Here is a 26,023-nt window from a genome sequence, read left to right as displayed (position 1 = left end):
ATCGGTTTCTTTCATGACTTCTCCACGCACTGCCTCAACTCGACGCAGCAATATAGCGGCGTGGGCTGTCGTGGCTCTGCTGGTGATCGCCTCGGTGGCAGGAGCTCTCGTGTCGCACGCACGCGCCGGCGATGCGCGGGATCTATCCGGCCCGGTGATTCAGGAAGTGACCATCGAAGGAATGCGCTTTTCTCCCGCGCGTATAGAGGCGGACGCCTCGACCCCGGTGGTGCTCAAGATCACGAACAATGACGACCGCAACCACGACCTGAAGATCGGTTCGCACTACTCAGGCATCATCGCTCCGGGTACAACAGTCGTGCGCGATTTCGGCACGTATTCCACCAACACTCAAGGCTGGTGCACCATGGCCTCGCACAAATCCCGGGGCATGGTCTACGACGTCGTGATGGCGGACTAGCTTCCCTGTTTCCGCGCGGCGGCATTCGCCATGATCACCGCACGCTGGGCACGCACACCGCGCACCATCAGCGGAATGAACGCGACGAGGCACGCGCACGCAACGATGCTGCACACGATGCGCGCGATCGACGACGGCGCGAAGAGCCAGCCGAGCAGCGTGGCGTTGAACACGACCACACGCACAACGCCCGCACGGTTCAGCTCCGCCAGGCCCGCCCGCGTCGCAGCAGGGCCACCACCGATCGTCGTGGGCATGAGGTAGCTCATCATTCCAATGAGAAGCTGCGCGGCGAAACCGGCGAGTAGCGGAAGGGTGGGAGGAGAAAGGGCGTCGAGGTAGCCGTCGATAAGCAATGCGGACGTGCCGAAAGCGACGAGCGATGCCACGAGCCATGCGATGGCGAGCAGCGCGGACAAGCTCGGGTACGCGACGCGTTCGCGCCAGGAGGTGGACAGCACTCCCGCGAACCATGTTTGGAGCGCCCACGCCCACGCCGCCGCATACACGAGCACCCCGATTCCCAAAAGGAGACCGCTGTTCGACAGCGCCCCGGCGATGGCAGCGAAAAGACCCGCGCTCATCACGCCCAAAACGGCGCGCGGGTGCGTGAGCATCGCTTTCATCCGCCACATCGCGGGCAGCAGCACGACAAGCGAAGCCATCGCCGCGAAGCCGACGAAACCGCCGATATTCGCAAGCAGGTGAGCCAGCAAAACACGCTGCTGCCAGCCGCCGCGCAAATCCAGCGCAAGAGCAGCACCAAAGCACCCGCCGAGAACAAGGCACGCGCCGGAAGCCACGTACCCCCACACGACAGGGCGGAAACGCTTCGCAGGATCCGCCGAAGCAATTTGCTTAGCGACGCCTACCGCATGCCACCCCACTGCCCCCACTACGAGTGCTGCGCCGAAGCAGAGAATGATCCAGTGCCAGCCAGCGCCGCTGAACACGTGGCCGAGCAAAACAGCCACGACTCCGGCGTTGAGGATACGAGACCGCAGCAGTTGGGCCGGCCGCGCTGAATCCGGCAACTTCTGCTGGAGGAAACGCTCGGTGAGGTTCTGCGACCACACCACGATGGAATTCGTCAAAACGCCAAGAGTGAAGATGTGGATCAGCAGAACGCGCGGCTCAGGCACCGTGGTGTGCACAAGGCCGACGAGAACGAACACACCCATCCACACCGACACAGGACGCGACACCTTGCGGTGCCACACCCGCGGGTCCCAACGGGACGATGGCGGTGAGATGGGTGCGCTCGTCGAGAAGCTTTGTTTACTCGTCGTCCTCATCCTCATTGACCGGGACGAGCGAGATCTTGCCGCGGTTGTCGATGTCGGCGATCTCCACCTCGACCTTGTCGCCGACGTTGACGACGTCCTCCACATTCTCGATGCGCTTGTTGCCGCCGAGCTTGGAGATGTGGATCAGGCCGTCGCGGCCCGGGGTGAGCGACACGAATGCGCCGAAAGCGACCGTCTTGACCACGGTGCCGAGGTAGCGCTCCCCGACCTTCGGCTGCTGCGGGTTGGCGATCGAATTGATCTTCTCGATCGCGGCATCGGCTGCCTCGCCGGTGGCGGCGGCGACGTAGATCGTGCCGTCGTCCTCGATGGAGATGTCTGCGCCGGTGTCCTCGGTGATCTGGTTGATGGTCTTGCCCTTCGGGCCGATGACCTCGCCGATCTTGGACACCGGGACGCTCACGGTGGTGATCTTCGGGGCGAGCGGGCTCATCTCGTCCGGGCCCTCGATGATCTCAGCCATGGTGTCCAGTATCGCCTCGCGAGCGTCCTTGGCCTGGTTCAGCGCGTTCGCCAGGACATCGGACGGGATGCCGTCGAGCTTGGTGTCCAGCTGCAGAGCAGTGATGAACTCGGACGTGCCCGCGACCTTGAAGTCCATGTCGCCGAATGCGTCCTCGGCGCCGAGGATATCGGTGAGCGCGACGTACTTGGTCTCGCCGTCGATCTCGCCGGAGACCAGCCCCATCGCGATGCCGGCGACCGGAGCAGCCAGCGGGACGCCGGCGTTGTACAGCGACAGCGTCGACGCGCACACGGAACCCATAGAGGTCGAACCGTTGGAACCGAGTGCCTCGGAGACCTGACGGATCGTGTACGGGAAGTCCTCCTTGGACGGAATCACCGGCACGAGGGCGCGCTCGGCGAGCGCACCGTGGCCGATCTCGCGACGCTTCGGCGAACCGACGCGGCCGGTCTCGCCCGTGGAGTACGGCGGGAAGTTGTAGTGGTGGATGTAGTGCTTGGAGGTCTCCGGGTGGAGGGAATCCAGCTGCTGCTCCATCTTCAGCATGTCCAGGGTGGTCACGCCGAGGATCTGGGTCTCGCCGCGCTCGAACAGAGCGGAGCCGTGGGCGCGGGGAACCAGTTCGACTTCAACGCCGAGGTCGCGGATGTCGGTGACCCCGCGGCCGTCGATACGGAAGCCCTCGGTGAGGATCTTGTTGCGCACGATCTGCTTCATCACCGCGTTATAAGCGGCGCGGATCTGCTTGGAGGCGTCAGCCTCGTCCTCGACCGGCAGGGAGTCCAGCAGATCAGACTCGATCTCCTCCATGTATTCGTTGGTCGCGTCGTCGCGCTCAGCCTTGCCCTTGATCGTGAGAAGCTTCGACAGCTTCTTGGAAGCCTTCTTCTCCACCGCGTCGAAGATCTCGTCGCTGTACGACGGGAAGAGCTGGAACTCCTGGGTCTCCTTCGCGGTGCGCTCGGCCAGACCACGCTGAGCCTCGCACAGCGTCTTGATGAACGGCTTGGCCGCCTCGAGGCCTTCCGCAACGGTGGACTCAGTCGGGGCCGGGGCGCCGTCCTCGATGAGTGAGACCACGTTGGCACCGGCGCCTGCCTCGACCATCATGATCGCGACATCTTCGACCTTCTTGCGGCCCTTCTTCTTTTCCACGATGCGACCGGCGACGACCATCTCGAAGACGGCCTGCTCGTGCTGCTCGTGGTTCGGGAAAGCGACCCACTGGCCGCCCGGGTGGTCCTCGTCAGCGATAAGCGCCATGCGCACGCCGCCGACTGCACCGGAGACCGGAAGGCCCGACAGCTGCGTTGCGGCAGAAGCACCGTTGATGGCCACAACGTCGTAGTACTCCTCCGGATCCCAGCTCATCACGGTGATGACGACCTGGACCTCGTTGCGCAGGCCCTTCACGAAGTTCGGGCGCAGCGGACGGTCAATCAGGCGGCAGGCCAGAATCGCCTCGGTGGACGGACGGCCCTCACGGCGGAAGAAGGAGCCCGGGATCTTGCCGGCGGCGTACATGCGCTCTTCCACGTCGACGGTGAGCGGGAAGAAGTCGAAGCCCTCGCGCGGCTGGTTCGACGCGGTGGTGGTGGCCAGCAGCATCGTCTCGTCGTCGAGGTAAGTGGTCACCGAGCCGCCTGCCTGGCGTGCGAGCTGGCCGGTCTCGAACCGGACCGTGCGCTCACCGAAATCGCCGTTGTCCAGCACGGCTACTGCGTCGGTGATGCCGTATTCCTCGTCAACGTTGAATTCGACGGAATTGTCCGGGGTGTGCATCTGGTGCTTGCTCAAAAGATCCCTTTCTGGGGTTCTCGTTTCTTGTGGCGATCATCGGTGCCGCCGTTGAAGGTATTTAGGTACAACAACCAGGCATGCTACCAGCAGACATAGAAAAATGCCCAGTTCATCCACGTGGGCGGAAGAACTGGGCACGGCCCGGTCGATGGCCTCTAGGCGGCCAGTCCGACGGAGCCGAGCTCGCGCATGACCCCGTCCAGGTCGGCCGCGGAGGGACTGTAGCGCATCACTTCTGTGAATGCGTCCATAGCCATCGCCGCCGACGCAGGGGTGCGCCCCGTGTCGATGAGGTGGGCGACGACATCGGGAGCGCCTACGCCACCGCCGGTAAGGACACGGCTGTCTGCCGGGGCCAGTACTCCGAGCGCGGTCGAGTCGACCGGATGCCGGAACATATTGGTGAATTTCATGGTGCTCCTTTCGTGCGAATCGTTCGTTCGCAAACAATAACGAGGGAGTTTACCGTACGTTCACCTTTGGTTCATAATTTAGTTGTTGTGAGCGTGTCACGCGGGAGCGTTATACGCCCTTGCCGCCGGTGCCGAACAGGTCGATACCGAAGGTTGTGGAGATTCGGCCCTGGGCGATCCACAGAATGCCCACCACCAGGGCGACAATGATGATGGCGAAGAAGACCCACGCCAGCACCTTGTTCGGCGTACTGCCGTCAGCGGCGTCCTTGTGAGGCACGGCGAAGCGAACGCCCAGTGCGAACAGGATCGGCAAACCGGCGCCGAGGATCAGGCCGCCAAGTGTGACCTGCACGAGGGATTGAAGCAGTTCCATGTCATGTACTCCTTGATATGCTTCCGTCAAACTTTCTCGTCGTCGCTGTCAGCTACTTAGCAGCAGACGTGCCGTCAGTTTCGCCAGGCAGGTCTTTGAAAGTGGATGAGCCGCCCCGGCTGGTGTCCACGAAATCGGCAGGTTCGCCGGAATCGCGTCGCTCAGCCACCTCAGCCGGCGCACCAGCACCGACTTTCTCGCGGGTGCGCTGCGCAGCTGCGCGGGAATCCGCGTCCGTGTCGGGAGTACCGTCGCCATCCCAGTCGGCATTGACGTTGCCGGAGTGGACCGGGTTCTGGCGTGCCCGGCGCAGCATGTACAGGACCAGCACCACGAGCACTGCGAGTGCGAAGAGCGCGCCGACGACGACATTGGTGCCATTGGAGATCAAATCGGAGATCCAGAACAGCACGCCGGCAACAATCGCGGCGATGGGCAGCGTGGTGATCCAGGCGATGGCCATGCGGCCAGCAACGTTCCAGCGGACTTCCGCCCCCTTCTTGCCGATACCGGTACCCAGGATGGAGCCGGTGGCGACGTGGGTGGTGGACAGCGCCATACCCAGGTGAGAGGAGGAAAGAATGATCACGGCGGATGCGGTCTCAGCAGCCATGCCCTGCGGTGAAGAGATCTCCACCAGACCCTTGCCCAGAGTGCGGATCACGCGCCAGCCGCCGCTGTAGGTGCCCAGGGCAATCGCAGTCGCACACGCGAACGTGACCCACAGCGGCATATCGGCGGACTCGTCGAGGTGGCCGGTGGCTACAAGCGCCAGGAAGATCACGCCCATTGTCTTCTGCGCGTCGGACGTGCCGTGCGCGAGCGCCACCAGCGAAGCGGACCCGATCTGGCCCCAGCGGAAGTAGTTGTCGCGTTCCTTCTCACGCAGCTGGGAGGTGAAATAGTACACGCCGGCCGTGCCGCATGCCGCAACGAGTCCAGCGACCACTGGAGCGGCGACAGCCGGCACGATGATCTTGTTCAGCACGCCGCCCCACATCACGCCGCCGAAGCCCATCGCACCGATGGCGGCGCCGATGAGGCCGCCGAACAAGGAGTGCGAGGAGGAGGACGGAATACCGAAGAGCCAGGTGAACAAGTTCCAGAGAATGCCGCCAATCAGGCCGCAGAACACAATGAGAAGCAATGTATCAGCTTGGGCATTGTCGCTAAGGTCAAATTCATCTAGCCGGACGATGCCCTTGGCCACAGTCTTAGCCACCTCAATCGAGATGAACGCGCCCACAAAGTTCAAGCAGCCGGCGAGAATGACGGCAGTCTTGGGCTTGAGGGCACCCGTCGCAATCGACGTCGCCATGGCATTCGCGGTGTCGTGGAAGCCGTTTGTGAAGTCGAATGCTAGCGCAGTAACAATGATGATCAGCAATAGGATCAGCTCGGTCGTCATAGGCGACAGTATTCTCCTACGGCCCCGTAACTTCCAGACAGACTTTTGATTCTCTAGACACTTTCGCGCTCCTAAGTGGGCCCCTAAGCAGGGCACATTACCAACACGTAACATTGACGGTTTACTGAGTTTTAAAGAAACGTTCAGACATCGTCACCACGAAAACAAGGCGTGAAAAAACGGCCACCGACAATTCGGTAGCCGTTTATGCCGTGAAGTGACGCGCGAAGTTAGCGGCGCAGACCCAGGCGGGCGATGAGCTCACGGTAACGCTCAACGTTGTTCTCGCGCAGGTACTTCAGCAGACCGCGACGACGGCCGACGAGCAGCAGCAGGCCACGACGGGAGTGGTGGTCGTGCTTGTGGCCCTTGAGGTGCTCGGTCAGGTTGTTGATGCGCTCGGTGAGCAGGGCAACCTGTGCCTCCGGGGAGCCAGTGTCGGTCTCGTGCAGGCCGTACTCCTTGAGGATTTCAGCCTTCTTCTCAGTGGTCAAAGCCATGATTGAATCTCCTTGGTTATTTCAGTTCGCATTCTGCGGATCTTCCCTCACGGGGAAGCGGTGTCGGCGACTGCTGCGAACCACAGTCATGCCGCGCTGCACTGAGCACAGCGCGGTGCCGTTACCGAGACAGTCATGCTAGCGCACGCTCACGCTCGACCGTTAATCGTGCTTATTTCGCTGCCGCAGCGAGATCCGTCAAGCGCCGCATGAACTCAGCGAGGAAGCGTTGCTTATCGACGCCGACCGCCACCTTCGCCGTCTTCTCCTCATCGTTGAGCCGCGTCTCATCGCCGATGGTGCGCCCACGCGTCTCACCTTCGGTGTCCACCTTGAGGTTGATCGCGATGGTCTCCACGAGGCTTGGGTCGATGGCGACGCCGACTGCCAGCGGGTCGTGCAGGCCGCAGCCACCCAGGTGCGGCGCTGTCGTCTTATAAGCGTCGATGTAGTAGTTCGTGGCTGCCGCGAGGAAATCTCCGCCCGGGGTGCCCAGTGCTTCCCACTTGGCGGTCTCGTCGACGGTAAGCAGAGTCTGCAGCGTGACGTCGAGGCCGATCATGGTGATGTCTTTCAGGCGACGGAAGATCGCGTCAGTCGCCTCCGGGTCCTGGTTGACGTTGGCTTCGGCCCACGGCGAGACATTGCCCGGGACGGTCAGAGCGCCACCCATCATGACGATGTGGGCCTTCTCGGCGAACGTCTCGCTCACCTTCGCTGCCGCGGCGATTGTGGTGGACGGGCCGGTGGGTACGATGACGAGCTCATCGCCGTACTGCTCAACGGATTCAACGAGGAAGTCGACCGCCGATTTCGTCTCCACCGCGCGCTGAGGCTCCGGCAGCTGCGCTTCACCGACGCCGTTCTTGCCGTGAATGAACTCGGAGATCTCCAGTACCTCGAAAGAGTCTTTCGCGCTGGCGTGCCCGGGTCCGGCGTACACCGGAATATCGGTGCGGCCGAACAGCTCGAGAATGGCCAAGGTATTGCGCACACCCGTTTCCACGAGCACATTGCCGTAGGTGCCGGTGACGCCGATCAGATCGACTTCCTCGGAGCCGAGGGCATAAGCGAGAGCGAGGGCATCATCGATGCCGGTGTCCAGATCCAGAATCATTTTGCGGGTCATGGCACACCACACTAGCCCGTCGGCATCGACGCGCTACGACAGGATCTCGCGGACGCGCGCGACATCGCGCGCCATGTTCTCCAACAGCTCGTCGACGGAATCGAATTTGACCATGTCGCGCACTTTCGCGATGAATTCCACACGGGCAGTGCGGCCGTACAAATCTGCATCGCGGTCGAGGACGAAAGACTCGATGGAGCGCCGGTGGTCACCGAAGGTCGGATTGGTGCCCACCGAGATCGCGGCGCGGTAGCGGATCCCGGGCTCCATGTCGCCGTCGATGGGACGGCCGTCCGGAAGTACCGTGAACCAGCCGGCGTAAACCCCGTCGGCGGGCACAGCCTCGGTATCGGCGGCGTACTGGTTCGCGGTCGGGTAGCCGAGCTCGCGCCCGCCGCGTCCGGCGCCGCGCTCCACCTCGGCAGTCACGGAGAATTCGCGGCCCAGGAATTCAGAAGCCTGGGCGACATCGCCGCCGCGCAGAGCATCGCGGATGGCGGTGGAACAGATGCGCTCGGTGCCGTCGAAAAGCAACGACACGACGTCAACGTCGACGCCGTATTTCTCGCCGAGGGCAAGCATCGTCTGCGCGGTGCCGGACGCCCCTGCTCCGAAGGTGAAATTCTCCCCCACCACGACACGCGAGGCGTGCAGGGTGTCTACGATCACCGAGCGGAAATAATCCTCGGGGCTCTCCCCTGCCAGCTCCTTAGTGAAGTCAATGACCAACAGGTGGTCGACACCGAGCTCCTCGATCAGGCGGGCGCGCTCGGCCAGCGGCAGCAGCGTGTCCGGGGTGTGCTCCGGCGCGAAGATCTTCACCGGGTGCGGGTCGAAGGTCATCACCACGCACTCCACGCCCGCCTCGTGGGCGAGGTTCACAGCGCGCCGGATGAGTTTCTGGTGGCCGCGGTGCACCCCGTCGAAGACACCGATGGTGACCACGGGGTCGCGCATATCGGCGGGAACACGGCCGAGCCCAGACAAAATATCCACGCCGGAAAGCGTAGTGCATAGTGTTGTGACTATGAACGTGGGCCAAACTGCAGATCCGCTATCCACCTCGGGCGTGGTCGTCGTCGATAAGCCAGCTGGCGTGACCAGCCATGATGTCGTGGCGAAGCTGCGTCGCTTCTTCGGCACCCGCAAGGTCGGGCACGCCGGCACGCTCGACCCGATGGCCACGGGCGTGCTCGTCGCCGGCATCGAGCGTGGGACGAAGCTGCTCGCGCACCTCGTCGCCGACGAGAAAATCTACTCCGCGACGATCCGCCTCGGCGCGTCGACGAGCACTGACGACGCCGAGGGCGACATCCTCACCGAGACGGACGCTTCGCACATCACCGACGACCAGATCATGGCGCAGGTCGCCGCGTTGACCGGCGAGATCATGCAGGTCCCGTCGAAGGTCTCCGCGATCAAGATCGACGGCAAACGCGCCCACGAGCTCGTCCGCGAGGGCAAAGAGGTCGAGATTCCGCCGCGGCCCGTGACGATCTTCAGCTTCGATGTTTCCGTGATTCGCCGCGAGGGCACCTTCGTCGACATCGATGCGCGCGTCCACTGCTCGTCGGGCACCTATATCCGCTCGCTCGCGCGCGATACGGGCGAGGCGCTCGGGGTGGGTGGGCACCTGACGGCGTTGCGTAGAGAAGCCTCCGGCCCCTTCACGCTCGAGCACGCGCGCACGCTCGACGAGCTCGAGGACCACGCCGCGCTGTCGCTCGCCCTCGACGAGGCGCTCACGACCGCGTGGCCCGTGCTCGAGGTCACCGCCGACGAATACGCCGCGCTCGCGATGGGCAAATGGCTCGAGCCGCGCGGATTGGCCGGTGTCCACGCAGCCGTCGGTCCGGACGGACGCGCCGTCGCGCTCGTGAAAGAAAAAGGCAAGCGCTTATCGACGATCTTTGTCGCCCGACCCTCGACCCTCTAGCCCGCCTTCGACTGTGCCGGGACGAATGCCGCCGCGCAGACATAGCCACTGCGCACCATCCACCGTCCCTCGATGAACGGCACTGGGGTGGGCCGCACAAGCAGGTAGGAAATGAAGGTGCCGTCGGGGCGGATGTCGATCTCCGCATCCTCGAATCCCAGCCACCGCAGCGTCATCGGGAACCACGTCTTGTAAGTCGCCTCTTTCGCGCAGAACAGCAGGCGGTCCGCCCAGTCGTTGCCCGCGGCCTTCTGCACATCGACCCAGTGGCGTTCCGGCGAGCGCGCGATCTGGTCGAGCACGCCCTCTGGCAATGGCTCAGCCGGTTCCGCGTCAATCCCCACCGAACGCAGCACGTCCGTCGGCGCGGCCACAGCAATGCGCAGCCCGTCCGTGTGGGTCAAAGAACCCGTGTAGCCCTCCGGCCACAGGGGCATGCCCTTCTCCCCTTTCAGGATGGCGCTCGCGGAATCCATGCCGAGCTCCCGCAGCGCCTGGTGCGCGCACCAGCGGGCATCGCCGAATTCGCCCTTGCGGTCATCCACCGCCCGGCTCACCACCACGCGTTCAGCCGGGTGCAGCTCGTTGTAATTCGTCAGGTCACCATTGGAATCCGTGCGCATGAACACCACGCGCGCGGGAGCAGGAAAGAGCTTTCCGACGATCACCGCTCCACCTCCATCACCGGATACGGCCACGCCGGCGGATTTTTCCTGCGCCTCCACTCGTCGGGGTACCCCAATGAGACTTCGACGTGGTCCACCCCGTCGATTGACTGCACGCCGGGCATGTGCAGGTGCCCGTAGATGACGGTCTGAGCGTTGTACCGCGTCGCCCACCCCCTGGTGTGCCGGGTGCCGCACCACAGGGCGGCTTCGCGCCACCACATCATGTCGGTCGGTTCCTGCACGAGGGGCCAGTGATTGATGAGGATCGTCGGGCCGTCGATACGCGAGAGCCGCCGCGTCGAATACGCCAGGCGGTCCCAGCACCAGGCGCGGATATCCGTGAACGGCGCGATGGCCACCTCGTCGGTGAACACGACCTCGTTCTTTTTCGCCGCGGCGAGCGCCTCCTCCACCGTGGAGGTGGGCGGACGGAACGAATAGTCGTAGAGCGTGAAAAGCGGCACGATGGTCACCCCGCCGAAGACCGGGTACGGATCCTCCGGCGTGATCACTCCGAGGCCGCGCAGCCGGTTGACCAAGTCGGTGTATTTCTCGCGACCTTTGTAGCGGTCCGTGCCGCGGGCGAAGAGTTCGTGGTTTCCCGGCACCCAGATCACCGTGTCGAAACGCTGCGTCAGCTTCGCCATGACCTGGACGACCAACTCCGTGCGCTCGGCGACATCGCCGGCGACGATCAGCCAGTCGGACGGGTCCGCCGGCACAATGTCATCGACGCGCGGACGGTTGGCCTTCACAGCGGCGTGAAGGTCCGAAACTGCCCACAGTGTCGTAGTCATGTCTTCCTTTTTAGTCTTCCGGCGTATCGATTTTCGCCCATCGCATGGAGTAGAAACGCCACACATCGCCCACCAGACGCAGCACCACCATCGCGGTCAGGCCGCACCAGATACCGGCGAGACCTGTCTCCGCCCAGTACGCGATGGCGATGCCCGGCAGGAAGCCGAGCAGCACCGAACCGAGGGTGAGGGTGCGCAAGAACGCCGCATCCCCCGCGCCCAGCAATACGCCGTCGAGCGCGAACAGAACACCGCCTGCAGCGATCATCGCGATGAGCAACCACCACGGCACCGCCATCGCCTCAAGGACCGCCTCATCGGTGGTGAACAGCCGACGGATGAACGGTCCGCCGATCGCGAAGACACCCGCCAATGTGAGTGCGAACCACAGCGACAGGCGGGTAGCTTTCTCGCCGACGGCACGGGCGTCGTCGATACGCCCCGTGCCCAACGCCGAGCCCGTGAGCGTCTGCGCCGCAATCGCCAGCGAGTCGAGCACGAGCGTCAGGAAATTCCACAGTTGCAGCATCACCTGGTGCGCCGCCAGCGCGGCGACACTCACCCGGCCTGCCACCGCCGCCGCGGACACGAAAGCGACCTGGAACGACAACGACCGCAGAATCAGGTCCCGGCCGAGCACCAGCTGCCGGGCGATGACTTTTCCGTCCGGCTTCCACGACCCCTTGTGAACGTGAATCAGCGCTCCCAAAAACCCCGCCGCGGTCAGCCCCATGCCGATGACATTGGCCACCGCTGAACCGACCAGACCGAACCGAGCCACCAAAAATGGCAGTGCCGCCGCCCCGGGAATCAGGCCGCACAGAGTCAGGTAGAACGGCAGCTTGGTGTTCTGTATCCCACGCAACCACCCATTGCCGGCCATGATGATCAGCGTCAGGGGAATCGCCAGCGCCGCCACGCGCATCCAACGCACCGCCATGTCGGCAGTGGCTGGATCGTTGGTGAGAAACAGCGCGATCGGGTGCGCAAAAATCCATACCAAGGAAGCGAGCAACAATCCGACGCCCAGCGCCACCCACGTGGCCTGGACGCCCTCCGCAATGGCACGCTGCGTCTTCCCGGCCCCGTAGAACCGTGCCGATCGGGCAGTCGTGCCATAAGACAGGAACGTCAACTGAGTCGTCACCGTCGACTGCACCGTGGCACCCGCCGCCAACGCAGCCAGTTCGCCGGCGCCCAACCGGCCGATCACCGCGGTGTCCAACAACAGGTACAGCGGATTCGCAGCGAGCACACCGAGCGCCGGCAACGCGAGCGCCAGTACGCGGCGCAGCGTCACCGTGGTGTCGATAGGTGTCTGAGAAGTCGTGTCGGTGTCCGTCACAGCGCCGAGGCCATCTCCTCGACGGTGCGGCGCAGCGCCTCGATCCCGTCGTCGACCGGCCCCGCCACGGAATACCCGGCTGCTGGAACGTGACCGCCGCCTCCGTGCGCAGCCGCGACCTCCGCGACATTCACCACCGTCGAACGCAACGACACCGACCAGTAACCGGGGTGGATTTCCTTGAACACCACACCGATATCGCTGCCGGTCAAAGCGCGCGAATACTCGATGATGGACTCCACTGCGGTTTGGTGCATGCCGGACAAATGGGCATCGTCGATACGCAGCACAGACATCGTGAGCGATCCCGCGGCGAGCGTTGTCATTCCCGCCATGACTTCGCCCATCAGCTTCAAGTCGTCCGCCGAAACGGCATCCATCAAGTCCAGGGCGGCTGAACGCGGCTCCACGCCATGGTCGAGCAGCTCCTCCGCGAGACGGTGCATGCGCGGGGTGCCCCACCGGAAACTTCCGGTATCCGTGACCAGCCCCGCATACAGGCAGTACGCGATGTCCGGGGTGAGCTCCACACCCAGGTAGTGCATGAGTTCGCGGATGATCACCGTCGTCGATTCCGACGGAAGAATCAGGTTCATCCCGCCGAAACCAGGATTGGACGCATGGTGGTCGATCACGATCACGCGCGATGGATCCGCTTCCAACGCCGGGCGCAGACGCCCAGTGCGGTCCAGCGACGCGCAATCCGTGGTCACGACAAGACCGTCATCGGGAAGCTCGTCGCCGAGAATCACCTCGTTCACACCAGGGATCGTGGAGAGATTTTCCGGCCACGGCGAATTCTGCCCGATCCGCACATCCACCGCGACGCCGAGCGCGCGCAACGACAGAGCCAGAGCCGAGGCCGAACCAACGGCATCGGCATCGGGACGGATGTGCGTGACCACGTGCACTTTCTCAGTGTCTTTCAGACGCGCCGCCACGGCTGCGAATTCGCCCTCCCCGGGCGCGAAGAGATGGTTGGCCGCCATCTATTCGTCCCTCGTCTTGTACGGATCAGCCTCACCCGCCGGCGTGGCGTTCTTCTTCAGCTCCGCGAGCTCTTCGTCGCGGGCGCGGGCGCGCGCCAGCAGCTCTTCCATGCGTGCCGACGCCTCCGGCACCGTATCCACCTCGAAGCTCAGCGTCGGGGTGAACCGGACACCCAGCTCATCGCCCATGATCTTGCGGAGCTGGCCGCGGGCGCGGTGCAGCGCCTCGGCGGCCTGGTCCAGGTCGGGCTCGTCATCGATGTCTGCGCCGCGGACCGTGTAAAACACAGTCGCATCGTGCAGGTCGCCGGTGACGCGGACATCCGTGACGGTCACCAGCTCCAGACGGCGGTCCTTGATCTGGCGCTCGATGGCGCTGGCCACGATTGTCTGAATCCGCTTGGCTAAACGCTGCGCGCGAGTGTTATCAGCCACAGTGATTCCCCTTCCTGCTCTCCAAAATCAGCTTCCCTAGTGTAGCGCCCCTCACCAACACCCACGCCCCGCGGGCGTGGAAGCCAGCGGGGCGTGGGTGAAGCGGAGCCGTCGATAAGCGGCGTGTGCGTTAGGAACGCGGAACCTCGACCATCTCGTAGACCTGGATCTCGTCGTCGACCTGGATGTCCGGGTAGGACAGCACCATGCCGCACTCGTAACCCTTGTCCACCTCAGTGACGTCGTCCTTCTCGCGGCGGAGCGAATCGATCGTCGCATCCGGCGTGACCACGTTGCCGTCGCGTACGAGGCGGACCTTCGATCCGCGCTTGACCTTGCCGGACGTGACCATGCAGCCCGCGATGAGGCCGACAGCGGATGCCTTGAAGATCTGGCGGATCTCCGCGGTACCGAGGTCGCGCTCTTCGTAGATGGGCTTGAGCATGCCCTTGAGCGCTGCCTCCATGTCGTCGATGACCTGGTAGATCACCGAGTAGTAGCGGATCTCCACGCCCTCTTCGTTGGCCTCCTCGGTGGCCTTGCCCTCGGAGCGAACGTTGAAGGCGATGATCACCGCGTCGGAAGCCGCAGCCAGCGACACGTTGGTCTGGGTCACAGCACCGACACCGCGGTCGATGATGTTGACCTGCACCTCGTCGTCCACCTCGATCTTGAGCAGAGCCTCCTCGAGGGCTTCCACCGAACCGGCGTTGTCGCCCTTGAGGATGAGGTTGAGCGTGCTCGTCTCCTTGAGCGCCTGGTCCAGGTTCTCCAGGGAGACGCGCTTCTTCTTGCGGGCCTGCATCGCCGCACGCTGACGCGCGTCACGCTGTGCAGCGATCTGGCGTGCCACGCGGTCGTCCTCGACCACGAGCAGGTTGTCGCCCGGGCCCGGAACGCCGTTGAGACCCTGGACCTGAACCGGGCAGGACGGGCCTGCCTCTTCGACGTCGTTGCCCCACTCGTCGATCATGCGGCGCACGCGGCCGAAGTTGCCGCCGACGACGATGGAATCGCCGACGCGCAGCGTACCGCGCTGAACGATGACCGTGGAGACGGGGCCGCGGCCGCGGTCCAGGTGGGACTCGATGGCCAGACCCTGAGCGTCCATGTCCGGGTTCGCCGTCAACTCAAGTGCGGCATCTGCGGTGAGCAGGACTGCCTCGAGCAGGTCGTCGATACCGGTACCCTGCTTAGCGGAGATGTCGATGAACATCGTGTCGCCGCCGTACTCCTCCGGCACGAGGTCGTACTCGGTCAGCTGACCGCGGATCTTGTCCGGCTGAGCCTCCGGCTTATCCACCTTGTTCACAGCGACCACGATCGGCAGCTCCGCCGCCTTGGCGTGGTTGATCGCCTCGACAGTCTGCGGCATCACGCCGTCGTCCGCCGCCACAACGAGGATGGCAAGGTCGGTCGACTTGGCACCGCGGGCACGCATAGCGGTGAACGCCTCGTGACCCGGGGTATCCAGGAAGGTGATCTTGCGCGGCTCGTCGTCCAGGGTGACCTCGGTCTGGTACGCACCGATGCCCTGGGTAATGCCGCCGGCCTCGCCGCGACCAACGTTCGCGTTGCGGATCGAGTCCAACAGTCGCGTCTTACCGTGGTCGACGTGACCCATGACGGACACCACCGGCGGGCGCTGCTCGAGGGCCTCTTCGCCGCCCTCGTCCTCGCCGAACTGGAGATCGAAGGACTCGAGCAGCTCGCGGTCCTCGTCCTCCGGCGAGACGATCTGCACCTCGTAGTTGATCTCGGCGCCCAGCAGCTGCAGCGTCTCCTCGGAGACAGACTGCGTCGCCGTCACCATCTCGCCCAGGTTGAACAGCGCCTGGACGAGGTTCGATGCCTCGGTACCGATCTTCTCGGCCAGGTCGGACAGGGTCGCGCCCTGACGCAGACGCACGGTCTTGCCGCCGCCGTCCGGCAGACGGACGCCGCCCACGACGTTCGGTGCGTGCATCTCCTCGTACTCGTGGCGCTTCTGACGCTTGGATTTACGTCCCTTGCCAGGTGCGCCACCCGGACGACCGAATGCGCCAGCGGTGCCGCCGCGACGACCGCCACGACCGCGGAAACCGCCGCCTCCCATCGGGCCGCCACCGCGACCGCGACCGCCAGGTCCGCCCGGACCGCCGTGGCCGCGTCCGCCACCACGACGGCCGGCAGCGCGCGACGGCATCTGCGCCGGATTCGGGTGGTTCGCCATATCTGCCGGGCTCGGTGCACCGGAACGGGAACCGCCACCACCTGAACGGCCACCCTGGCCGCCCGGACGGGGTGCCTGGTCACCGCGGCGCTTCTGCTGGCCACCGGCACCGCCGCGACCGCCACCGGGACGCGGCTGCGGGCGCGGGCCGCCCGAGTTAGAAGAGAACGGATTATTTGCCACACGCGGACGACCGCCCGGCTTCGGCATCGGGCGCGGCATGGGTGCGGCGCCGCCCTCGGAACCCGGCTTCGGGCCCGGTTTCGCGGCAGGCTTCGGCCCCGGGGCAGCCGGCTTCGGGCCCGGCTTAGCGGCGCCCGGCTTGGCGGCAGGCTTCGGGCCCGGCTTGGCGGCAGGCTTCGCAGCCGGCTTCGGGCCCGGCTTAGCGGCGCCCGGCTTGGCGGCAGGCTTCGGGCCCGGCTTGGCGGCAGGCTTCGCAGCCGGCTTCGGCGCATCGGCCTTGGTGCCAGCCGACGGTTTCGCAGCCGACGGCTTGGCGGCAGGCTTCTTCGCCGCGGGCTTCTTCGCCCCGGCGGACGGCTTCTTGCCGGCAGCCTTATCGTCCTTTGCGCCGTCGCCGCGCTCTTCGTAGAGCGCCTTCATCTTCTTCACCACCGGCGGTTCGATGGTGGAGGATGCGGTCTTGACGAACTCGCCTTCCTCTTTCAGGGTGGCGAGCAATTCCTTACTTGTTACGCCGAGCTGTTTTGCCAGTTCGTGAACGCGTAGCTTTCCGGACACGTATCTCCTCTTGGTTTGGCTAGAGGTGACTGTCCGCTGCTACGCGGCAGGCCTCTAGACGATGGTCATGACGTTCATCGCTGATGCTTCATGGTCTGCTTCATGGTTGAAGACTCATCAGTTCTTTAGTCCTTTTCACTTACTGTGCGGAATTTCTTCCGCGATGTACTTGCGTACTGCGCTGGTGTCCACGTTCGCGGACACCCGGAGGGCCCGCCCGAAGGCGCGGCGTTGCTCCGCTAGCTCACATGCCTGGGTGGTGGGTGTGATCCATGCGCCACGGCCGGGAAGTTTGCGTCCCGGGTCCGGGATGATCCGCGTGGGATCGTCGGGGTCGACGACGACGCGCAAAAGCTGAGTGTCCGGCCGCGCCTCGCGCGTGGCTATGCACGTTCGGGTTCGTGTCGGGTTACTCATTTTCGCTTATCGACGCCTCCCGCCCCGCCACCTCGGCAGAATTGAAGCCAAGGTTCAACCATACGCCATTGGCGCCCGGAACTGTAACTTGTTGTTCACTTTCGCCGGAACGAATTACACCGGCTGGATTTCACCTTCGGCTATTTGCCCCGAACCGGCTAGCTCGCGCGGTCGGTGTCGGAGTGAATGTCGATCTTCCAACCGGTGAGACGTGCCGCCAAGCGGGCGTTCTGACCTTCGCGGCCGATCGCCAGCGACAGCTGGTAATCCGGAACGGTCACACGCGCTGCCTGCCCCTCAAGGTCGAGGATGTCGACCTTGATCACCTTGGACGGGGCGAGCGAGTTGCCCACGTAGACGGCCGGGTCGTCGGAGTAGTCGACGATGTCGATCTTCTCCCCATTCAGGCCCTCCATGATGTTGGTCACGCGTGCGCCGCGCGGGCCGATGCACGCACCCTTGGCGTTGATGCCTTTCACGGCGCCTTTCACAGCGACCTTGGAGCGGTGGCCAGCTTCGCGGGCGATACCGACGATCTCCACGGAGCCGTCCTCCACCTCCGGCACTTCAAGCGCGAAGAGTCCACGGACGAGTTCCGGGTGCGTGCGCGACAGGTTGACGGTGGTGTTGCGCTCGCCGGAGGTCACTCCCACGACGTAGGCCTTCACGCGGTCCCCGTGCTCGAGCTTCTCGCCCGGGATCTGCTCCGCCGGAAGCAGGATGCCGTCCTGCGGGTTCGCCTCGGTGCCCAGCTGCACGACGACGATCCCGCGAGCATTCGCGTTCGCGTCGCGCTGCACGATGCCGGAGACCACCTTGCCCTCGAGTTCCGAGTATTCGTCGTAGGCGCGGGTCGCCTCAGCCGAACGCATGCGCTTCAGGATCGCTTCACGCACAGCGAGCGCACCGACGCGAGAGAAGTTCACCGGGGTGTCGTCATATTCGGAGACGATATTGCCTTCTTCATCGAGCTCGCTGACCATGACAGCGACCTGGCCAGTCTCAGTGTCGATATCCACTCGTGCCTTCGAGCCGTCCTCCGCGTTCGCACCACTGTCCCCGCGGGTCTCGCGGTAGGCGTGCAAAAGTGCCGTGGCGATCGTGGTCAGCAGGTCGTCGACCGGGATGCCGGCTTCCTTCTCAATGCCTTCGAGTGCAGCGATATCGATATTCACTTGTCGTCCTTACTTACGTGGGTCGTGCTTCGTGGAAAGTGAGTCTTTCTCGGTCCTACTCATCGCCGTTGCCCGCGAGGGCCTCAACGTCGACGTAGTCCTTTTCCGCCAGTTCCACTTCGGCGGCTGGCGGAGTGTTGAACTCAATTTCTACCACTGCACCGGACAGCGACGAAATGGGCGCCGTCTGTACGGTGGGCTCGCCGCTCTTCTTCGCGGCGGGAACGATCAGCGCAACGGTGTCTTCAGCATCGTTCAGGGAGCCGATGCGGTACAGCTTCTCGCCCGATTTCACCAGGTGGCCGCGGTTGCGCCGCCAGTGCCGAGCTTCCGTCAGAGGCAGGTCCACGCCCGGGGTGGTCACCTCTAGGGTGTAGCCGGCGCCGAAATTGACCTCGCCGCGCTCCTCGGTAGCGTCGAAAAGCGCGGAAAGCTCGTTGGAGATCTCCTCCAACTGGTCGAGCGTCGGCGCCTCATCACCGGCAACGGCGACGACAACCTGCGATTTCTTGCCCGCTTTGACCGTTTTCACGGCCTCGATGTCCAGCCCGTATGCATCGATAACGGGGCGGATCAGCGTCTCGAGTTCTCCACTATCCGGAAATGCCATGCCCACCACTGTACGGGTCTGGACGGTCGCGGGCGGTACAGTCTCCCACTGTGAAGTCCTCCCGCCAGATGTTTGCCGTCATTCTCACCACAGCACTCGCCGCTCCCCTGGCCGCGTGCTCGCCCCTCGATGTCTTCGGCCCACGCCCGAACGGCGAGATCATGGCATTGGCGAAACAGGCGTCGGCTGACAGGGCATCCGGCGATGAGTCGTGGCGCGAGCTGCGCACCTTCCACGCTGAGCAGCTGAAGGACGAGGCCCGCCGCCTCTGCGGCACGGACGACCACGGCAACACCCCGTCGACGTGCGATGTGGGCTACGGCGACACCGATCTCCCCGCCGCAGCGGATGCCAGGGAGCTCATCGCGAGCACCGCCAAGGCCGCCGACAAGGTCCCGGAGGATTCCGTCGACATGGTCGTCGCCCAAGCTATCGACGCCGCCGCGGCCACAGACGATCCCCTCGCGCTCGTCGAGTTCACCCCCATCGAGGATGAAGACGCCGCGGAGGCCGCGAAGCAGCTGGCCAGCGCCGAATACGCCGTCGATTACGGCCTCGACATCGCCACCGCATACGCCGACGATGCGCTCCAGGGCCGCATCGACTCATTGCGCGAGCTTCACGACGCCCGCCTCGCCGCCCTCAACGACTCCTTCCCCGCGGACACCCTGCCCGCCCGGGAACCCGGTTACGAGATTCCGAATGGTGCCCCCACAAACCCGGCGGAGGCGGCAGCCTTCGTCGATAAGCTGGAAAGCGATCTCGTGGACCGCTGGCGCAACGCCGCCGCCGATGCTTCCACTACTGAGTGGCGCGCGGCCGCCATTGTCTTAGCTGGCCATGCGCAGCGCGCCGAGGCCAGCGCCTAAAGCTAACCGCGGACCAGCTCCTGGACTTTCTCCACGATCTGGTCGGCCGGGACCTCGAGGGTCTCGCCGCCGCGGATCCGCAGCTCGATGATGCCGTCGGCGAAAGCGCGGCCCAGAATCACGATGAAGGGCATGCCCAGCAATTCGGCATCCTTGAATTTGACGCCGGGAGAGACCTTGGGGCGGTCGTCGACAAGCACGTCGATGCTGGCGGCCTCGAGCTCGCCGACGAGCTTCTCCCCTGCTTCCATCGCTGCGGCATCCTTGTTCGCCACGGCGAGGTGCACCTGGTACGGGGCAATCTCCTTCGGCCACACGAGGCCCTTGTCGTCGTGGGTCTGCTCCGCGATGACCGCGAGCATGCGGGTGATGCCGATGCCGTAGGAGCCCATCGTGGGCACGGCGCGCTTGCCGTTCTCATCGAGAATCTGCACGTCGAACGCCTCGGTGTATTTGCGTCCCAGCTGGAAGATGTGGCCCAGCTCGATACCGCGGGCGAGTTTCACAGTGCCGTTGCCGCTTGGCGACGGATCGCCCTCTAAGATCTCCGCCGCCTCGATGAACTCGTCGACCTCGAAATCCCGGCCGGCGACCAGCCCGACGACGTGCTTTTCGTGCTCGTCCGCACCCGCGATCCAGGCGGAACCGTCGACCACGCGCGGATCCGCGTAGATCTTCACGCCGTTTGCCTGCAACGCGCGCGGGCCGACGTAGCCCTTCACCAGGAAATCGTTCTTAGCGAAGTCCTCGTCCCCCGCCAGCTCGAACGTCGTCGGCTCCAGGGATGCCTCGAGGCGCTTCTCGTCCAGCTCGCGGTCGCCCGGGATGAGCACGCCAGCCAGCTGCGGGCCGACTGGCTCGCCGTCTTCGCCGACCTGGCGGGGGTCGTTGACCTTCACCATCATGCACTTGAGGGTGTCGGCGGTGTCGGCCGGTCGATCGTCGATAAGCGCGTTCTGCTTCGCCCACTCGACGAGCGCTTCGATCGTCTCGCACGCCGGCGTGTCGTGAACCTGCGGTTCCGGCTGGCCTTCGATCGCGCGCTCGGCCGGCGGAACCGTGACCACGGCTTCGACATTGGCCGCGTAATCGCCCGCGGTGGAGACGACGAACGTGTCCTCGCCGTTGTCGCTGTACGCGAGGAATTCCTCGGAAGCGGAACCGCCCATCGCGCCTGACGTCGCCTTGCAGATCTCGTACTTCAGGCCCACACGGTCGAAAATCGCCTGGTACGCGCCGCGGTGCTTCGCGTAGGACTCATCGAGCCCCTCATCCGACATGTCGAACGAGTAGCTGTCCTTCATCACGAACTCGCGGCCGCGCAGCACGCCCGCACGCGGACGCGCCTCGTCGCGGTACTTCGTCTGGATCTGATACAGCGTGACCGGGAAATCCTTGTAACTCGAGTACAAGTCCTTCACCGCCGCGGTGAACATTTCCTCATGCGTCGGGCCGAGCAGCATGTCCGCGCCCTTGCGGTCCTTCAGGCGGAACAGGTCGTCGCCGTACTCCGTCCACCGGTTCGTCGCCTCGTACGGCTCGCGCGGCAACAGCGCCGGGAACAGCAGCTCCTGCGCCCCGATCGCATTCATTTCCTCGCGGACGATTTCCTCGATATTGCGCAGCGCGCGCAAACCCAGCGGCAGCCACGAGTACACGCCCGGCGCCGCGCGACGAATATAACCGGCCCGAACCAGCAGCTTGTGGCTGGGCACCTCAGCATCAGCGGGATCTTCGCGCAACGTGCGTAGGAACAGCGTGGACAACCGTGTGATCATGCGGGCGAGTTTACCCGGTAGCTTTGACGGCATGCTGATCGTGCTCCCCCCTTCCGAAACCAAGGCTCCCGGCGGCGAGATGGCGTGGGCGGTTTCGGTCATCGGAGCCAACAGGGCACTGGGGGAGCATCAGGTGTCAGGTGTGCCCACGGGCGGAGGAACAGACAACCGGCACCATGCAGTGGCTCGGTTGCTTTGAGTGCTTCGCCTTACGGCGCCTCGTTCAGGGCGGACCAGCGGCGTGCCCGGTCCTGGGTATCGAACTCCACGTGGATGTAGCGCTCTGGACCATCGGTGAATCGTGCCCATGAGCCGTCTTCGCCCACACGCTCAGGAGTGCCCAGAGCATTCATGACCTCAGCGCGGGATGCTCGGGGATCGAGGCCGGTAACCACCTCACCCGCCCACGCGGCGAACTCACCCTCAGGCACGGTGACCACCGTGACCATGACGACCACGTGATCTGCGAAGACCACCTCTGCGCCGCGCTTGCTGAAGATGTACGAAAACTCGCCCTCGATGGGATCGGTGAAGTCGAAGGCGACTCCGATGTGGGCGATGAGGTCATAGACAGGGCTGGTGCCTTCGCGGGCACCAAGCGCATCGAAGAACACTGTCATTGCGTCACTCATTTTTCGCTACCTCTTCTCCGATACCTCGTGTCCTGTTCTGGGCCCGAACGTTCTCGAGGATTGGCTGTATCTCTTCTTCGGGCATCCCGCGGCTATACAACTCAGCTGCATGGTGCTCGAGGTCCTTGTCGGCGGCAGTTGCGAGGTCGGAGGCATCCTCGGCGATCTGCTTTGGTGTGTTGCGGCCATCCGTGGTGCGGGCGAGTTTACCCGGTAACTTTGACGGCATGCTGATCGTGCTCCCCCCTTCCGAAACCAAAGCTCCCGGCGGCGAAATGGACGGCATTGACGTGTCGTTTCCCGCCCTCGATCCGGTCCGCGCCGAGATCATGGACGACCTCGCTGCCCTCAGCGTCGACGACATGATGACCGCGCTCAAACTCCCCGCCACCAAGCGCGACGAAGCCGCCGAGAACCTCGAGCTGCGCACAGCGCCCGTCATGCCCGCCATCTACCGCTACACGGGCGTGCTTTACGACGCCCTCGACGCTAGCTCCCTCCCCTCCTCCTCCCTGGGACACCTCGCCATCGGATCCGCCCTCTTCGGTGTTGTCCGCGCCGGCGACACCATCCCCCGCTACCGGCTGTCCGGCGGGTCAAAGCTCCCGTCCCGCGACGGTAACCAGCCCACTATGAAGGCCCGGTGGGGGTCCGTCATCACCGATGCGCTGGCCGACCAGGGGTTCATCGTGGACATGCGTTCGGGCGCCTACCAGCAGCTCGGCCCCGTGCCCGGCGCGGTGACCGTCCGCGTGGAGTCGGTGCAGGACGACGGCTCCCGGAAGGTCGTCAGCCACTTCAACAAGCACTACAAAGGCGAGCTCGCCCGCGTCCTAGCCACCGCGCCCGACGCCGACTCGGTGACTGACATCGAGGGCGTCGCCTCCATTGCTGAGGCCGCCGGCATGACGGTGGAGCTTCCCGGCGCGGACAGCAAGGATCCGAACCAGCTCACCCTGGTCGTGTAGGAGGTGCGGGGCGGCGCGGGCGGCGTCGATAAGCGTGCTCGTGCGCGCTGAGGGAGGTTTGCCTTTTGTGGTTTGCTTTTTGCACGTCGAGAGCCACAAAACCCCAGCTCGCCGACGCCGGAAACTCGCAAAAGGCAAACCACAAAAGGCAAACCTGGTTATCAATCGCCGTTACACGTCGGATCGTTGACCATTAGGAAACAGCAAGTGCACGCCTGATCCGCTCCACGAACCCCTGCGGATCCCGCCGCAACTCCTGCGGCGACACACGACGCACCACATAACCAATGTCCTGCAAATGGTTCTCGCGTGCGCGTTCCTTCCGCAAAGTCTCATCAACCGGTTTATAGGTGACCCCGTCGTATTTTTCCTGCCCGTCGACTTCGACGATCACCCGTCCGACGAGCAGGTCAACTCGAAACCTCCCGATCTGTACCTGCGCACCTACCTCCAAACCTGCTTCGATCAGAAGCCCACGGGCATAGCTTTCGTAAGGCGACTCAGAACAATCGATTGCGTGACGGATTACCTGGCGTACCGTCCCGACGCCTTTCCGCCCGCGCATACGTCTAACTTCCGTCTCTAACTGATTCCGAGTCGCGACCCCGTGTCCCAGAAGCCAGTCCACGGCCACAAGCCCTTCGAGAAATCCGTGGCGCGCCGCGATGTCTAAGGCTGTGCGCACAAAAGTCGTCATGTGCATGCCGTGGACTTCCGCGAAGGTGTCGGCGAGGTAGCCGTCGCGGTAATAAACAACCCCTTGCGGCCATTTCGATTTCGGCGGCAGACCCCCAGAAGGGAGCATGAGCTCGACCTTTTCCCCCTTGGGAGGAACCACCCACATCCCAAGCAGTCGTGCAGCTGACCGACCGCACACTACCGCTCGTGGCGCACCGGCCGCTACTGCGGCGACGGTGATCCACTTCTGTTCATAAGCTTCCAACGTTGAATAGAGATCGCGCGGCAAAGCGAACCTCGAAGACAGCTCGACGAGTTCCCCCTCAATGATTTGGCGTCCTTGTTCGCGATTTCCAGAAGCTGCCGCCCGAGTGGACACTAACGCTCCGATAAGCTTTCTTGCTTTGTCTGTGTTCATTTTCTCCCCCGCACCCATTCTTGCACCGTCACGGTCAGGTGTCTTGTGGTGTCCGATACAGTGATCACGTGAAATCCCGGACCTTGTACGGCGCGGCGCTCGGCGTGGCGTTGCTCAGTTTCGCTGTCATCTTGCTGCGCTACGACGCGGTGCCCGCAGAGATCCCCGTCCACATTGGCCCCGCCGGCGAGGTCGACAGTTGGGTGCCCAAATCTCTTCCTGCCGCGACATTCGGCGCGTGGTACTCGCTGCTGCTCGTCGCGCTCATCTACTTCGCGGCCCCGCGTCCGGGCATCGCTTATCGACGAATCCCCGTCTCCCCCACCTCCCCCATCCCTTTCTCCGACACCGCCGCCGACAAAGCCGCTGCCCTGTTGCGCTTGTCGGACCGTTCGCTGGCCTGGATCGCCGTGGCGCTCGTCGTGCCGATGTGCCTGATTCAGTTGACGTTCGCGTTTCCCGAGTACGCGGCGTACCGCCCAGTCGCGCTGGGCTTGCTTGTCGTCGGTCTCATCGCCGCAGTGATCTACACCTTCGTGCTACTTTCCCGCTGGCCGAAGCAGATGGAGGAAATGCCCACCGACGACGATGAACGCACCCGCCAGAAGCACTTCGGTGCGGGGGCCGGGATGGGCTTCTACAACGAGCCCGACGACCCGATGGTCACGTGGGTTTCGCCGTTCAACCAGGGCAAGGTGGATCTGAACTGGGCCCATGCACCAGTGAAGCAGTACGCCCTCGTACTTCTCGTGCTGCTCGCCGCGGTGTGCGTGGTTCCGTTCCTCGCTCTCTAAGCGCGGGCATCTAGAGGAAGTGACGATGAAGAAGTGGATCGCAGGCATCGGAGCAGTTGCGCTCGTGGGAGCTGGAGCGGCGGCAGCCGTCGTCGTGGGGAGCGACACGACGGTCGAGCGCGTCGTCGACGGCGACACCGTCGACGTGTCCACCTGGTCAGGGACGAAGCGGGTGAGGCTGCTCAATATCAATGCCCCTGAGCTCGCCCACGACGGTGCCCCGGAAGAATGCCTCGCTCAGGAGGCAAAAGACCGCCTCGAGGAACTCCTGCCGGCGGGGACGACAGTGACACTCGAGTACGACGTGGACCGGCAGGACCGCTACGGCCGCGAGCTCGCCGGGGTATTTGTGGGCGACGACTTCGTCAACGAGCAGATCGTCAGCGAAGGATTCGCCCACGCGGTGGTCTTTGAACCGAATCGGAAGTTCTACGACCGGATTCTCGCTGCCGAAGCCGGCCCGCGCGCGGACCGGAAAGGGGTTTTCGGAGTCGAGCCGGGCTGTCTCGTCGGCGCGGCGCCCGACCAGGCCACGCCAGTAGACGACGCGGAGGTTTACACCGGCTGCAGGGCGTACGGCGGGAATTATTCGCTGAACAACGTGGATGACAAGGGCCGGCGCTACGCCAAGATCGACTGCGACACAAAGAAGCAGATCGGCTAGCTGACGCAGGTAGGTGTTCAAGCACATTCCATGAGCGGGCGCACTTTGAGTCGCACGACGATTTATCGGTTTATCGG

General features: G+C 64.2%; 26 protein-coding genes. 6 read left to right on the top strand and 20 right to left on the bottom strand.

The window, feature by feature from the left end; all coding sequences use genetic code 11:
- The first annotated feature begins 13 nt into the window (after window positions 1–13).
- Entirely contained in the window at window positions 14–421 is a 408-nt protein-coding gene (locus M3G19_RS07865) for a cupredoxin domain-containing protein (protein WP_259902063.1), read from the top strand.
- On the opposite strand, the gene M3G19_RS07860 is transcribed toward M3G19_RS07865, so the two are convergent.
- The 8 genes from M3G19_RS07860 to M3G19_RS07825 all read right to left on the bottom strand — a co-directional run bounded on the left by M3G19_RS07860 (window position 418) and on the right by M3G19_RS07825 (window position 8,816).
- Window positions 418–1,614, bottom strand: a complete 1,197-nt coding sequence (locus M3G19_RS07860) for a copper oxidase (RefSeq protein ID WP_259902061.1) — start codon at window positions 1,612–1,614, stop codon at window positions 418–420. The two genes, M3G19_RS07865 and M3G19_RS07860, sit on opposite strands and share 4 nt — an antisense overlap.
- Before the next feature lie 85 nt (window positions 1,615–1,699).
- On the bottom strand, window positions 1,700–3,976 hold the full coding sequence (locus M3G19_RS07855; RefSeq protein WP_259902087.1) for a polyribonucleotide nucleotidyltransferase: 2,277 nt from the start codon (window positions 3,974–3,976) through the stop codon (window positions 1,700–1,702).
- A gap of 173 nt (window positions 3,977–4,149) precedes the next feature.
- Window positions 4,150–4,407 (bottom strand): hypothetical protein, encoded by a 258-nt coding sequence (locus tag M3G19_RS07850; RefSeq protein ID WP_259902060.1) that lies wholly within the window; start codon window positions 4,405–4,407, stop codon window positions 4,150–4,152.
- A 109-nt stretch (window positions 4,408–4,516) separates the two neighbouring features.
- On the bottom strand, window positions 4,517–4,783 hold the full coding sequence (locus M3G19_RS07845) for a hypothetical protein (RefSeq protein ID WP_259902059.1): 267 nt from the start codon (window positions 4,781–4,783) through the stop codon (window positions 4,517–4,519).
- A 52-nt stretch (window positions 4,784–4,835) separates the two neighbouring features.
- Window positions 4,836–6,191 carry an inorganic phosphate transporter gene (locus M3G19_RS07840; RefSeq protein WP_259902058.1) on the bottom strand — a complete coding sequence of 452 codons (1,356 nt, stop codon included), beginning with the start codon at window positions 6,189–6,191 and terminating at the stop codon, window positions 4,836–4,838.
- A gap of 230 nt (window positions 6,192–6,421) precedes the next feature.
- Window positions 6,422–6,691: a 30S ribosomal protein S15 gene (gene rpsO, locus M3G19_RS07835; RefSeq protein ID WP_259902057.1), complete on the bottom strand. Its 270-nt coding sequence runs from the start codon at window positions 6,689–6,691 to the stop codon at window positions 6,422–6,424.
- 172 nt (window positions 6,692–6,863) lie between these two features.
- A complete protein-coding gene (locus M3G19_RS07830; protein WP_259902056.1) occupies window positions 6,864–7,820 on the bottom strand; it encodes a nucleoside hydrolase in 957 nt (318 codons plus the stop codon).
- Window positions 7,821–7,853: 33 nt separating this feature from the next.
- Window positions 7,854–8,816, bottom strand: a complete 963-nt coding sequence (locus M3G19_RS07825; RefSeq protein ID WP_259902055.1) for a bifunctional riboflavin kinase/FAD synthetase — start codon at window positions 8,814–8,816, stop codon at window positions 7,854–7,856.
- A gap of 31 nt (window positions 8,817–8,847) precedes the next feature.
- Here M3G19_RS07825 and truB point away from each other — a divergent pair, with 31 nt between their 5' ends.
- Window positions 8,848–9,756 carry a tRNA pseudouridine(55) synthase TruB gene (gene truB / locus M3G19_RS07820; protein WP_259902054.1) on the top strand — a complete coding sequence of 303 codons (909 nt, stop codon included), beginning with the start codon at window positions 8,848–8,850 and terminating at the stop codon, window positions 9,754–9,756.
- On the opposite strand, the gene M3G19_RS07815 is transcribed toward truB, so the two are convergent.
- The 9 genes from M3G19_RS07815 to rimP form a co-directional block, all read right to left on the bottom strand.
- Window positions 9,753–10,379, bottom strand: coding sequence for a 4'-phosphopantetheinyl transferase (locus M3G19_RS07815; protein ID WP_396121770.1), 627 nt, complete (start codon window positions 10,377–10,379; stop codon window positions 9,753–9,755). The two genes, truB and M3G19_RS07815, sit on opposite strands and share 4 nt — an antisense overlap.
- Window positions 10,380–10,420: 41 nt before the next feature.
- Window positions 10,421–11,221: a metallophosphoesterase gene (locus tag M3G19_RS07810; protein ID WP_259902053.1), complete on the bottom strand. Its 801-nt coding sequence runs from the start codon at window positions 11,219–11,221 to the stop codon at window positions 10,421–10,423.
- A gap of 10 nt (window positions 11,222–11,231) precedes the next feature.
- Window positions 11,232–12,566, bottom strand: coding sequence for an MATE family efflux transporter (locus M3G19_RS07805; RefSeq protein WP_259902052.1), 1,335 nt, complete (start codon window positions 12,564–12,566; stop codon window positions 11,232–11,234).
- A complete protein-coding gene (locus tag M3G19_RS07800; protein WP_259902051.1) occupies window positions 12,563–13,555 on the bottom strand; it encodes a bifunctional oligoribonuclease/PAP phosphatase NrnA in 993 nt (330 codons plus the stop codon). The genes M3G19_RS07805 and M3G19_RS07800 overlap by 4 nt, the downstream gene beginning before the upstream one ends.
- Window positions 13,556–13,990: a 30S ribosome-binding factor RbfA gene (gene rbfA, locus M3G19_RS07795; RefSeq protein WP_259902050.1), complete on the bottom strand. Its 435-nt coding sequence runs from the start codon at window positions 13,988–13,990 to the stop codon at window positions 13,556–13,558. It lies immediately after the preceding gene.
- 130 nt (window positions 13,991–14,120) lie between these two features.
- Window positions 14,121–16,943, bottom strand: a complete 2,823-nt coding sequence (infB, locus tag M3G19_RS07790) for a translation initiation factor IF-2 (RefSeq protein ID WP_259902049.1) — start codon at window positions 16,941–16,943, stop codon at window positions 14,121–14,123.
- Between the two features lie 135 nt (window positions 16,944–17,078).
- Complete coding sequence (locus M3G19_RS07785) at window positions 17,079–17,360, bottom strand: YlxR family protein (protein WP_210571813.1); 282 nt, start codon at window positions 17,358–17,360, stop codon at window positions 17,079–17,081.
- Between the two features lie 158 nt (window positions 17,361–17,518).
- Window positions 17,519–18,535: a transcription termination factor NusA gene (gene nusA, locus M3G19_RS07780; protein ID WP_259902048.1), complete on the bottom strand. Its 1,017-nt coding sequence runs from the start codon at window positions 18,533–18,535 to the stop codon at window positions 17,519–17,521.
- Between the two features lie 55 nt (window positions 18,536–18,590).
- Window positions 18,591–19,145, bottom strand: a complete 555-nt coding sequence (rimP, locus tag M3G19_RS07775; RefSeq protein WP_259902047.1) for a ribosome maturation factor RimP — start codon at window positions 19,143–19,145, stop codon at window positions 18,591–18,593.
- Between the two features lie 50 nt (window positions 19,146–19,195).
- Here rimP and M3G19_RS07770 point away from each other — a divergent pair, with 50 nt between their 5' ends.
- The gene (locus M3G19_RS07770; RefSeq protein ID WP_259902046.1) at window positions 19,196–20,014 is read left to right on the top strand and encodes a DUF4439 domain-containing protein; all 819 of its coding nucleotides are present in this window, start codon (window positions 19,196–19,198) and stop codon (window positions 20,012–20,014) included.
- 2 nt (window positions 20,015–20,016) lie between these two features.
- On the opposite strand, the gene M3G19_RS07765 is transcribed toward M3G19_RS07770, so the two are convergent.
- Window positions 20,017–21,792: a proline--tRNA ligase gene (locus M3G19_RS07765; RefSeq protein ID WP_259902045.1), complete on the bottom strand. Its 1,776-nt coding sequence runs from the start codon at window positions 21,790–21,792 to the stop codon at window positions 20,017–20,019.
- 209 nt (window positions 21,793–22,001) lie between these two features.
- Entirely contained in the window at window positions 22,002–22,424 is a 423-nt protein-coding gene (locus M3G19_RS07760; RefSeq protein ID WP_259902044.1) for a hypothetical protein, read from the bottom strand.
- 227 nt (window positions 22,425–22,651) lie between these two features.
- Between M3G19_RS07760 and yaaA the strand changes: the two genes are divergently transcribed.
- Window positions 22,652–23,392 (top strand): peroxide stress protein YaaA, encoded by a 741-nt coding sequence (yaaA, locus tag M3G19_RS07755; protein WP_259902043.1) that lies wholly within the window; start codon window positions 22,652–22,654, stop codon window positions 23,390–23,392.
- 193 nt (window positions 23,393–23,585) lie between these two features.
- On the opposite strand, the gene M3G19_RS07750 is transcribed toward yaaA, so the two are convergent.
- The gene (locus M3G19_RS07750; protein ID WP_259902042.1) at window positions 23,586–24,488 is read right to left on the bottom strand and encodes an endonuclease domain-containing protein; all 903 of its coding nucleotides are present in this window, start codon (window positions 24,486–24,488) and stop codon (window positions 23,586–23,588) included.
- Between the two features lie 68 nt (window positions 24,489–24,556).
- Here M3G19_RS07750 and M3G19_RS07745 point away from each other — a divergent pair, with 68 nt between their 5' ends.
- Together M3G19_RS07745 and M3G19_RS07740 are read left to right on the top strand one after the other, a co-directional pair.
- A complete protein-coding gene (locus M3G19_RS07745) occupies window positions 24,557–25,282 on the top strand; it encodes a DUF1648 domain-containing protein (protein ID WP_259902041.1) in 726 nt (241 codons plus the stop codon).
- Window positions 25,283–25,307: 25 nt separating this feature from the next.
- Window positions 25,308–25,946 carry a thermonuclease family protein gene (locus M3G19_RS07740; protein ID WP_259902040.1) on the top strand — a complete coding sequence of 213 codons (639 nt, stop codon included), beginning with the start codon at window positions 25,308–25,310 and terminating at the stop codon, window positions 25,944–25,946.
- Window positions 25,947–26,023: the final 77 nt, after the last annotated feature.

The sequence above is a fragment of the Corynebacterium sp. p3-SID1194 genome, assembly GCF_025144155.1.
Lineage (GTDB): Bacteria > Actinomycetota > Actinomycetes > Mycobacteriales > Mycobacteriaceae > Corynebacterium.
This window is presented reverse-complemented; position numbering and strand designations above follow the sequence as displayed.

Coding starts and splice junctions, on each gene's coding strand:
- M3G19_RS07865 (WP_259902063.1), top strand. CDS start 14: ATGACTTCTCCACGCACTGCCTCAACTCGACGCAGCAATATAGCGGCG.
- M3G19_RS07855 (WP_259902087.1), bottom strand. CDS start 3,976: ATGCACACCCCGGACAATTCCGTCGAATTCAACGTTGACGAGGAATAC.
- M3G19_RS07850 (WP_259902060.1), bottom strand. CDS start 4,407: ATGAAATTCACCAATATGTTCCGGCATCCGGTCGACTCGACCGCGCTC.
- M3G19_RS07845 (WP_259902059.1), bottom strand. CDS start 4,783: ATGGAACTGCTTCAATCCCTCGTGCAGGTCACACTTGGCGGCCTGATC.
- M3G19_RS07840 (WP_259902058.1), bottom strand. CDS start 6,191: ATGACGACCGAGCTGATCCTATTGCTGATCATCATTGTTACTGCGCTA.
- rpsO (WP_259902057.1), bottom strand. CDS start 6,691: ATGGCTTTGACCACTGAGAAGAAGGCTGAAATCCTCAAGGAGTACGGC.
- M3G19_RS07830 (WP_259902056.1), bottom strand. CDS start 7,820: ATGACCCGCAAAATGATTCTGGATCTGGACACCGGCATCGATGATGCC.
- truB (WP_259902054.1), top strand. CDS start 8,848: ATGAACGTGGGCCAAACTGCAGATCCGCTATCCACCTCGGGCGTGGTC.
- M3G19_RS07815 (WP_396121770.1), bottom strand. CDS start 10,379: ATGCGCACGGATTCCAATGGTGACCTGACGAATTACAACGAGCTGCAC.
- M3G19_RS07810 (WP_259902053.1), bottom strand. CDS start 11,221: ATGACTACGACACTGTGGGCAGTTTCGGACCTTCACGCCGCTGTGAAG.
- M3G19_RS07800 (WP_259902051.1), bottom strand. CDS start 13,555: ATGGCGGCCAACCATCTCTTCGCGCCCGGGGAGGGCGAATTCGCAGCC.
- M3G19_RS07785 (WP_210571813.1), bottom strand. CDS start 17,360: ATGAGTAACCCGACACGAACCCGAACGTGCATAGCCACGCGCGAGGCG.
- rimP (WP_259902047.1), bottom strand. CDS start 19,145: ATGGCATTTCCGGATAGTGGAGAACTCGAGACGCTGATCCGCCCCGTT.
- M3G19_RS07765 (WP_259902045.1), bottom strand. CDS start 21,792: ATGATCACACGGTTGTCCACGCTGTTCCTACGCACGTTGCGCGAAGAT.
- M3G19_RS07760 (WP_259902044.1), bottom strand. CDS start 22,424: ATGAGTGACGCAATGACAGTGTTCTTCGATGCGCTTGGTGCCCGCGAA.
- yaaA (WP_259902043.1), top strand. CDS start 22,652: ATGCTGATCGTGCTCCCCCCTTCCGAAACCAAAGCTCCCGGCGGCGAA.
- M3G19_RS07750 (WP_259902042.1), bottom strand. CDS start 24,488: ATGAACACAGACAAAGCAAGAAAGCTTATCGGAGCGTTAGTGTCCACT.
- M3G19_RS07740 (WP_259902040.1), top strand. CDS start 25,308: ATGAAGAAGTGGATCGCAGGCATCGGAGCAGTTGCGCTCGTGGGAGCT.